The sequence below is a fragment of the Verrucomicrobiia bacterium genome, assembly GCA_019634625.1.
Classification (GTDB): domain Bacteria; phylum Verrucomicrobiota; class Verrucomicrobiia; order Limisphaerales; family CAIMTB01; genus CAIMTB01.
The window spans coordinates 104211-110409 of the sequence record JAHCBA010000021.1 but is presented as its reverse complement, the minus strand read 5'-3'; the positions used below and the strand labels follow the sequence as shown (position 1 = coordinate 110409).

The following is a 6199-nucleotide window of genomic DNA, read 5'->3' as shown; positions in this document are numbered from 1 at the left end:
CTCAAATGTGCCTCATGAAGGCCTGAATTGGAGGTGGTTAGGTGGGAGCGGAAGGCCACGGTACCCGGGTCGCAGGCGGGGACGCGGGTTCGGATCAGAGGGTCCAGAAATGCTGGAGGAGAGGGTGGGCGGCAGTGCGAACAGACTGATGCAGGGCCTGGGTGACGTACTCCTTGGCCATGGCGACGGCGTGGTCGAGGGAGCAGCCGAGAGCGAGGTATCCGGTGATGGCGGCAGAGTAGGTGCAGCCGGTTCCGTGACTGGACACATGCTGAACCCGGGGCGCTGAGAGGAGCCATTCCTCGCGGCCATCCCAGAGAACATCCACGGCCTCGGGACCGGGGAGGTGACCGCCCTTGATGAGGGCCGCACAGCCGTAACGTTCATGGATGATCCGGGCGGCGCGCCGCAAGTCTTCAGGCTCATGGACGGTGAGGCCGGCGAGGATCGGGACTTCGTCGAGATTGGGGGTGACGACCGTGGCGAGGGGGAGCAGGCGCTTGCGGAGGGCGGCGATGGCGGCCGGTCGGAGGAGGCGGGCACCGCTGGTGGCAACCATGACGGGATCAACGACGAGGGAGGGGGGGGTGCGGCCGGTGAAGAACCCGGCGACCGCCTCGACGAGCGCCCGGGAGTAGAGCATGCCGGTCTTGATGGCGGCGGGGGGCAGTTCCTCGAAGACAGCCTCGAGCTGGCGGCGGAGCAGTTCGGGGGTGGCGGCCTGAATGGCCAGGACGCGGCGGGGGTTCTGGGCGGTGAGGCAGGTGATGGCCGAGGTGCCGTGAACACCGAGGGAGGCGAAGGTCTTGAGGTCGGCCTGGATGCCGGCTCCGCCGCCACTGTCGGAGCCGGCGATCGTGAGGGCGCAGGGAACGGCGGAGGAACGTCGCACGCGGCCGAGGCTGCCATCTCGGCCTGGCGCAGGAAATGGCCTTTGTCCGGGGGGCAGCCTGTCCTAGCGTGCGGATCGTGTGTCTGTGGTGTCACCCTTGGCGAAGCCGGGCTGTCGCGGCGGCGGTCTGGATGGGGATGATCGGTGCGGGATGGGGCGACTGGCCGGCGTGGCGGGGACCTTCGGGGGACGGGCGGAGTCTGGAGACGGAGGCGCCGCTGCGCTGGAGCCGGACCGAGAACGTGCGCTGGCGCGTGGCGCTGCCGGGTCCGGGAAACTCCACGCCGGCGGTTTGGGGGGACACAGTCTTTCTGACGCAGGGCGCCGGGACGACGCGGGTGGTGACGGCGCTGGACCGGCGCAACGGGCGGGTTCGATGGAATCTGGGGGTGCCCGGGGTGGCCCGGGAGCGGACGCAGCGGAGCAATCCGGCGGGGTCGTCGTCGCCGGTCACCGACGGGGAACGGGTGGTGGCGTGGTTTGGGAGTGCGGGATTGGTGGCGGTGGACATGGAGGGGCGGGGTCTGTGGCGCCTGGACCTGGGGCGGCAGGAGCATCGTTTCGGGTACGGATCGTCGCCGGTGATGGACGATCGGCGGGTGTATTTGAATTTCGGGCCGGGGAGCCGGGAGTTCGTGGTGGCGGTGGACAAGCGGACGGGGCGGGAGGTGTGGCGCGTGGAGGGGCCGGTGCCCGGGGCGGACGACACGTACGGGACATGGAGCACGCCGTTGCTGGCGGAGGTGGAGGGGCGCTGGCAGTTGCTGGTGGCGCTGCGGGACCATGTGGCCGGGCTGAATCCGGACAGCGGGCACACGATCTGGCAGGCGCGGGGCCTGGGGCTGCAGGCGAAGGCCTCGCCGGTCGCGGGCGGAGGTGTCGTGGTGGTGGCGGGGGATTTGCGCGGGGCGGAACTGGCGATCCGGCTGGGGGGGCGTGGGGACGTGACGGATACGCACCGGGTGTGGCGGGAATCGCCGGCCCGCAGCCGGATCGGCACCGGGGTGATCCATGAGGGGCATCTGTACGGGGCCCGGGCGAACGGGATCCTCGACTGTCTGGACCTCGAGACAGGCGAGCCGGTGTGGTCGGAGCGGATGCCCGGGGCGGGGGCGAACGGGGCGATCTGGTCGTCGCCGATGCTGGTCGGGGACCGGATCTACGTGGTGAACCAGGGCGGGGACACGGTGGTGATTCGGGCGTCTCCGCGGTTCGAGGTGCTGGCGGTCAACGCCCTGGACGAGGTGGTCAATGCGTCCCCCGCTGTATCACGGGGGGAGTTGTTCATCCGGACGTGGCAGGCGTTGTGGTGTCTTGGGGGGACGGACGGGCCCACCACAGGCCCAGGAACGTCAGGGTCCCGTTGAGGAGGAGAAGTTCGTTGCCGAGGCGGTAGCCGGTCCAGACGGGGAGCTGGGCGTCCAGGAGGGCGCAGAGGGCGGGGGCGGCGATGGCGATGGGGGGGATCCAGGCGGCCCGGACCGGGTGACGGGTGAGGAGGGCGAAGGCGAACAGGCCGAGGAGGGGGCCGTAGGTGTAGCCGGCGAGTTTGAGGACGAGGGCGATGACGGCGGTGCTGGCGCGGGCTTCGAAGGCCATGATGGCGAGCCAGAGAAGGATCGCGAAGACCCAGTGGTACCGATGGCGCCAGCGGGTGCGGGTTTCCTCGGAGAGATCCGGGCGCCGTTCCATGCCGAGGACATCGATGCAGAACGAGGTGGTGAGGGTGGTGAGGACGGAATCGGCGCTGGAGAAGGTGGCGGCGGTGAGGCCGAGGAGGAAGACGATGGCGGCGAAGCCGCCGAGGTGTTCGATGGCGAGGGTGGGGAAGAGGAGGTCGGTGCGACCGGGGATGGCGAGGCCGCGGACTTCGGCAAAGCGGTAGAGGAGGACGCCGAGGGTGAGGAAGAGGACGGTGACGAGGACGACGATGACGGCGAACCAGTGGAGATTGCGCTGGGCCTCGGGGAGGGACCGGCAACTGAGGTTCTTCTGCATCATGTTCTGGTCGAGGCCGGTCATGCAGACGGCGATGAAGGCGCCGCCGACGAACTCCTTCCAGAAGTTGGTGGCCGGGGCCCATTCCCAGAAGAAGACGCGGCTGTGGGGGCTTTCGCGGACGGCGTGAAAGAGGTCGAGGGGGCCGAGGCCGAGTTCGCGGGCGATGGCATAGACCGAACCGACGAGGCCGAGGAGGAGGAAGGCGGACTGGAAGGTATCGGTCCAGACGAGGGTTTTGATGCCGCCGCGGTAGGTGTAGAGGAGGATGAGGGCGATGATGCCGGTGACGGTGAGCCAGAACGGGACGCCCCATCCGCCGAAGACGAAGCGCTGGGCGACGCCGGCGGCGAGGTAGAGGCGGGCGGCGGCGCCGAGGAGGCGGGAGAGGAGAAAGAAGGCCGAGCCGGTGCGCTGGGCGGTGATGCCGAGGCGATGTTCGAGGAAGGTGTAGATCGAGGTGAGCTGGAGCCGGTAGTACACGGGGAGCAGGACATGGGCGATGACCACGTAGCCCAGCGCGTACCCGAGGACCACCTGGAGATAGGAGAAGGCCGTTTCGCCCACGCGGCCGGGGACGGAGATGAAGGTGACGCCGGAGAGGGAATCGCCGAGGAGTCCGAAGGCCACCACGTACCAGGGGGAGGCGCGGTTGCCGAGGAAGTAGGCGGCGTTTCCGGCATGCCGGGAAGTGACCCAGGCGATGGCCAGCAGGGCGAGGAAGTAGGCGCCGATGCAGGCGACGATCAGCGTGGGGGAGAGCATCGGCCGGGGCGGAGCGCTATTCGAGGCGGAGCAGGTGGCGGAGGGTGTCCAAATGGCGGGGCACGGCGACGAAGGGATCTTCGGCGGACTCGTATTCGAGGGCGACCCAGCCCTGGTAGCCGGCGTCGGCGAGAATGCGGGCCACACGGGGGCCATCCACCGGTTCGGGTCGGGCTCCGCGGCGTCGGATCTCGACCTTCCACTGGACGTTCACGGCGTAGGGGGCGCAGCGGGCGAGGTCGGCGTAGGGGTCGGGCGTGTGGAAGTTGCCGGTATCGAGGTTGATGCCGACCCAGGGGCTGCGGACGGCCCGGACAATGTCGAGGAGATCGCCGGCTTCGGCGACGATGCCGCCGTGGTTCTCGATGCCAAGGAAGACACCGGCCCGGGCGGCGGATTCGGCGCAGTCCTCGAGTGCCTCGATGCAGCGGCGTCTGGCTTCGGCCGGTTCGGATCCCCCGGCATTGCCGGCGAAGACGCGGAGGTGGGGGGCGCCGAGGACGCGGGCGTGTTCGATCCACTGTTTCACGTGGGCGATTTCGCGGTCGCGACGGGGTCCAGGCGGCGGGGTGAAGGTGTTGCCGACGGCGGTGCCGCTGAGGCTCACGCCGCGGAGGAAGGCGTGGCGTCGGAGTTCGAGGAGGAAGGATTCGCGGACCTCGCGGGGGAAATAGTACGCGGTCAGCTCCGCGCCGTCGCAGTGGTGGGCGGCGCAGAAATCGAGGAAATCGGTCAGGCTGAGGAGGCGGGTTCCCGGGGCGGGGGCGGGGGCGCCTTCGGGGCGGTCCTGGAAGAAGTCGCGAAACGAGTAGGCTGCCAGGGCGAGGCGGAGGCGGGGCGGGCCGTGGCGGACGAACGGTTGGGCGGCCCGGACGGCCGGGGCGAGGGCGAGCGCCGAGGCGAGGCTCAGGAACGAACGGCGGGAAAAGGTCGTCGTGGAGGCCACGCGCGCATCCTGACGGAGGGGCTCCGGGTTGCCACGCCGAAAGCGGTTGGGAAGCGGTTGGGAAGCGGCTTGCGCGGCGGGGGCGGGGGCGGGCTTACTGGGCGGGTCCGTTTCCATTGCGAACCCGACCCATGAGTTTCGTTCCTGTCACTGTTGTTGCCCGCATCCAGGCCCAGGCCGGGCGGGAATCCGAACTGCGCGAAATCCTGTCCGCGCTGCTGGCTCCGACCCGGGGGGAGGAGGGATGTCTGAACTACGATCTTCACCAGGCGGCGGAGGATCCGACGGTCTTCCTGTTCCATGAGAACTGGCGGAGCCGGGAGGATCTGGACCGGCACCTGGGCAGCGCGCACGTGACGGAGGCGCTGGGACGGGCCGCGCCGCTGGTGGCGGGGGCGCCGGAGATCGGGTTGTACAGCCGGGTTGGTTGAGGGGGTGGCCATGGGCGCCTTGAACGTGGCGGTGGTGGGGTGCGGCGGGATCACGCTGCAGAATCATCTTCCCGGTCTGGCGTTGTGTCCGGAGGTGCGCGTGCGGGCGGTGTGCGATGCGGACCCGGCGACGCGGGAGCGGGCGCGGAGTGCGACGGGGGCGGGGGTGGCGACGGGCGACTACCGGGAGGTGGTGACCCGGGACGACATTCATGCGGTGATCATCGCCACGCCGAACGTGACGCATCATCCGATCGCGATGGCGGCGATCGAACACGGGAAACATGTCCTGTGTGAGAAGCCGCTGGCGATGAACCGGGCGGATGCCGAGGCGCTGGCGGCGGCGGCGGACCGGGCGGGGGTGAGGCATCTGACGGCCTTCACCTACCGGTTTGTGCCGGCGATGCGGTATCTGCATCACCTCGTGCGATCGGGGGATCTGGGGGAGCCGCGGCACTATCGTTCATGCCGGTTGCAGGATTGGGGCACGCGCGACCTGGGGTGGCGGCAGCGGAAGGCGCTGGCGGGGACGGGGGAGCTGGGGGACATGTTGAGCCACCGCATTGATTTTGCGCATCACCTGGTGGGACCGATGCGGCGTCTGGTGGCGGATCTGCGGAACCTGACCCCGGTACGGGACGGGCAGCCCAACGACACGGACGACTGGGTGGCGATTCTCGCGGCGTTTGCGGGCGGGGCGACCGGGGTGCTGGAGAGTTCGAAGCTGGCGAGCGGACGCAACGAGAGCTGGCGGAGTCTGGACTACGTCGAGATCAACGGCAGCGAGGCGACCTTCGAATTCACCACGGGTCGATGGAACGAGCTTCTGCATGGGCGTCGGGGCGGCCCCGGGCTGGAACCGCTGGCGGTCCCGAGGGAGTTCTGGACCTGGCCTGGTTCGCCACGGGATCCGGGTGTGGGCGATCCGCTGGTGACCTTCCGGTACGACCAGGCGGTCGAGTTCATCCAGGCGATCCGCGAGGAGCGGTCGTGCGCGGTGACCTTTCACGACGGGGCCCGGGCGCAGGCGGTGATGGACGCGGCGCTGGCGTCGGCGCGGGACGGGGCCTGGGTGACGTTGTAGGCGGGTGCGGGGCGGCGTGCGGTGGTGCGCGGGTTTGATCCGGGGCGGGAGGGCTGACAGGCTCGGGGCGTTGGCAGCCCGGA

6 protein-coding genes are annotated in these 6199 nt (G+C 69.8%); 3 read left to right on the top strand and 3 right to left on the bottom strand.

Annotation, left to right across the window (positions count from 1 at the left end; translation table 11 throughout):
• Window positions 1-94: 94 nt before the first annotated feature.
• The gene (gene thiD / locus KF833_13845; GenBank protein MBX3746384.1) at window positions 95-892 is read right to left on the bottom strand and encodes a bifunctional hydroxymethylpyrimidine kinase/phosphomethylpyrimidine kinase; all 798 of its coding nucleotides are present in this window, start codon (window positions 890-892) and stop codon (window positions 95-97) included.
• A gap of 137 nt (window positions 893-1029) precedes the next feature.
• Here thiD and KF833_13840 point away from each other — a divergent pair, with 137 nt between their 5' ends.
• Entirely contained in the window at window positions 1030-2259 is a 1230-nt protein-coding gene (locus KF833_13840) for a PQQ-binding-like beta-propeller repeat protein (GenBank protein MBX3746383.1), read from the top strand.
• Here the strand turns inward: KF833_13840 and KF833_13835 are convergent.
• Window positions 2177-3655, bottom strand: coding sequence for a sodium:solute symporter (locus KF833_13835; GenBank protein MBX3746382.1), 1479 nt, complete (start codon window positions 3653-3655; stop codon window positions 2177-2179). The two genes, KF833_13840 and KF833_13835, sit on opposite strands and share 83 nt — an antisense overlap.
• A 16-nt stretch (window positions 3656-3671) precedes the next feature.
• Window positions 3672-4601: a sugar phosphate isomerase/epimerase gene (locus KF833_13830; protein MBX3746381.1), complete on the bottom strand. Its 930-nt coding sequence runs from the start codon at window positions 4599-4601 to the stop codon at window positions 3672-3674.
• Between the two features lie 131 nt (window positions 4602-4732).
• On the opposite strand from KF833_13830, the gene KF833_13825 reads away from it, so the two are divergent.
• Together KF833_13825 and KF833_13820 are read left to right on the top strand one after the other, a co-directional pair.
• Window positions 4733-5032, top strand: a complete 300-nt coding sequence (locus tag KF833_13825) for an antibiotic biosynthesis monooxygenase (protein MBX3746380.1) — start codon at window positions 4733-4735, stop codon at window positions 5030-5032.
• A gap of 10 nt (window positions 5033-5042) precedes the next feature.
• Window positions 5043-6116 (top strand): Gfo/Idh/MocA family oxidoreductase, encoded by a 1074-nt coding sequence (locus KF833_13820; GenBank protein MBX3746379.1) that lies wholly within the window; start codon window positions 5043-5045, stop codon window positions 6114-6116.
• Window positions 6117-6199: the final 83 nt, after the last annotated feature.